The organism is Lentiprolixibacter sp., assembly GCF_982873095.1.
In genome coordinates this window covers 1-2,749 of record NZ_CEYNTP010000309.1, presented here as the reverse complement: position 1 = coordinate 2,749, position 2,749 = coordinate 1, and the positions used below count along the sequence as shown (strand labels likewise).

The following is a 2,749-nucleotide window of genomic DNA, read 5'->3' as shown; positions in this document are numbered from 1 at the left end:
TCTGCTGGGATTGGGATTGATCTGGATACAGGACACCTACCGCCTCTTTAAGTTTCCCAATCCCAAGGAGTACTATATCGACTACATTCCGGTTTCCATAGATGTACCCACTGTGGTACTGTTAAACATTGGCGTACTTTTCCTCTGTGTACTCATGTTGTTGTTGCCTTCTGTGATCGTTACCAAAATTACCCCGGTAAGGGCAATTAAATTTGAATAAAACTTCTAATGCTTAGGAACATTTTAACGCTCGCCCGGAATGTCCATTTTTCTCTGAACCCTATCTTTGCAGCACATGGAATACGCTGAAAATATACTGGAAACCATCGGGCACACCCCTTTGGTTAAACTCAATAAACTCACCAGGGAACTTCCCTGCCTGGTACTGGCCAAATACGAAACCTTTAATCCCGGAAATTCTGTCAAGGACAGGATGGCCCTTCAGATGATCGAAGATGCCGAAAAAGAAGGAAAATTAAAGCCTGGCGGAACCATCATCGAAGGCACCTCCGGTAATACCGGAATGGGCCTGGCGATTGCTGCCGCGGTAAAAGGGTATAAGATTATTTGTGTAATAAACGACAAACAGTCCCGGGAAAAAATCGATATCCTGAAAGCGGTGGGATCCGAGGTGCACATATGCCCTACAGATGTGGCCCCGGATGACCCGCAAAGCTATTATTCAACTGCGCGCCGCCTGGCTACGGAAATCCCGAATTCCTGGTATGTAAATCAGTATGATAACCCTTCCAATACCAAAGCCCATTTTTTGACCACCGGTCCGGAGATCTGGGAACAAACTTCGGGAAAAGTAACCCATTTTGTTGTCGGTGTGGGCACGGGCGGCACCATCTCGGGAGTGGGCACCTATTTGAAATCCAAAAACCCGGATATAAAGATCTGGGGGGTGGATACCTATGGTTCGGTATTTAAGAAATACCACGAAACCGGCATCTTTGACGAGAACGAAATATATCCCTACATCACTGAGGGCATAGGGGAGGATATTCTTCCAAAAAATGTAAATTTCGATATCATAGATGGTTTTACGAAGGTAACGGATAAGGACGCTGCTATTTACACCCGGAGACTGGCAAGAGAGGAAGGCATGTTCCTCGGATATTCTGCAGGATCAGCTATAAAAGGTGTGCTGCAGTTGGCCGACCAGTTCACGCCAGACGATGTTGTCGTGGTACTTTTCCATGATCACGGAAGCCGATATGTAGGAAAGGTCTACAATGATGACTGGATGCGCGACCAGGGATTTTTAAATTAAACAACCAAAACACATTATGTACAGATTAGTTTTAGTATGCTCCCTACTGGCCCTTTTCCTGGGGCAATCAGTTGGGGCCCAACAATTGTCCAGGAAAGAGCGAAAACTGCTGAATACAGTTGAAAGAAACAATGCGGAAGCCATTGCCTTTCTGGAGAAAGTGGTCAACATTAACAGCGGTACGCTAAACAAAAAGGGGGTTGAGGAAGTAGGCCAGGTTTTTGGTGCTGCTTTTGAAGAAATAGGATTTGATTCGAGATGGATTCCCATGCCCGAAGAAATGAACCGCGCGGGGCACCTGTTTGCGGAGATAGAAGGCGATAAGGGTAAGAAATTATTGCTCATAGGCCATCTCGACACGGTTTTTGAGGAGAACAGTCCCTTCCAGACCTTCACTATGGTGAATGACAGTATTGCCCATGCGCCAGGGGGAAACGATATGAAAGGTGGGGATGTGATCATCCTCTATGCCTTGAAAGCCCTTCACGAGAATGGATTGCTCAAAGGTGCTCAAATAATTGTGGCATTCACGGGAGATGAGGAAAGTACGGGGAAACCGCTTTCTGTTAGCAGGAAGGATCTGATTGAAGCTGCACAGCGAAGTGATATTGCCCTCGGCTTTGAGACGTCAACAGGCTTCAATTACGCTACTGTGGCACGGCGTGGGGCATCCGGATGGGAAGTCCAGGTCGAAGGCACCAGGGCCCATAGCAGCGGGGTATTCAGTGAGCGCGTAGGGGCCGGGGCGGTATTTGAAATGTCCCGTATCCTGAATGCGTTTTACGAAGAAGTACGGGGGGAGGAATTCCTGACCTTTAACCCGGGTATCCTGATGGGGGGAACATTTGTGGAATACGATAAGAATACCTCGGCAGGTGAGGTTTTTGGAAAAAGTAATGTAGTAGCCCAAACGGCTATGGTCAGGGGCGGTCTGCGATTTATTTCCGAAGAACAGAAGGAGAGTGCACGTGAAAAAATGCGTGAGATCGTTAAAAACAACCTTCCCAAAACGAACGCGACCATTAGTTTTACCGATAGTTATCCGGCCATGCAGCCTACAGAGGGCAACATGAGATTACTGGCAACCCTGAACCAGGTGAGCCTGGACCTGGGTCAGGGAGAGGTACTGGCTTATGATCCCGGCAGGAGGGGGGCAGCAGACACTTCATTTGTTGCCGAATATGTGGATTGCCTGGACGGGTTGGGAACCATGGGATCAGGGGCACATACTCCCAAGGAAACGGTAAACCTGAATACCATTGAGGACCTTACGAAACGCACTGCAGTACTGATATATCGCTTAATCCACCAGCAATAATGGAGATCCTAAGTTCAGGAGAACAGGAAGTCCGAATTGATCAGGGCGAACTGGTCAGCTATACCTGTAAAGGGCATCAGCTGATCCATCAGAAGGGTAGTCCGGGATGGAAAAATTCAGATACAGAAATGTTTCCCATAATTGGCCCTACTGAG

Annotated in this window: 2 protein-coding genes and 1 pseudogene; all 3 read left to right on the top strand. The window is 47.8% G+C overall.

Annotated features, from left to right (window positions below):
* Positions 1-220: pseudogene (locus AC4E7D_RS13650) on the top strand (ABC transporter permease); the annotation flags it as partial.
* Positions 221-295: 75 nt separating this feature from the next.
* Positions 296-1,276, top strand: coding sequence for a PLP-dependent cysteine synthase family protein (locus AC4E7D_RS13645; protein WP_490174333.1), 981 nt, complete (start codon positions 296-298; stop codon positions 1,274-1,276).
* Positions 1,277-1,292: 16 nt separating this feature from the next.
* Complete coding sequence (locus tag AC4E7D_RS13640) at positions 1,293-2,594, top strand: M20/M25/M40 family metallo-hydrolase (RefSeq protein WP_490174332.1); 1,302 nt, start codon at positions 1,293-1,295, stop codon at positions 2,592-2,594.
* The last annotated feature ends 155 nt before the right edge of the window (positions 2,595-2,749 follow it).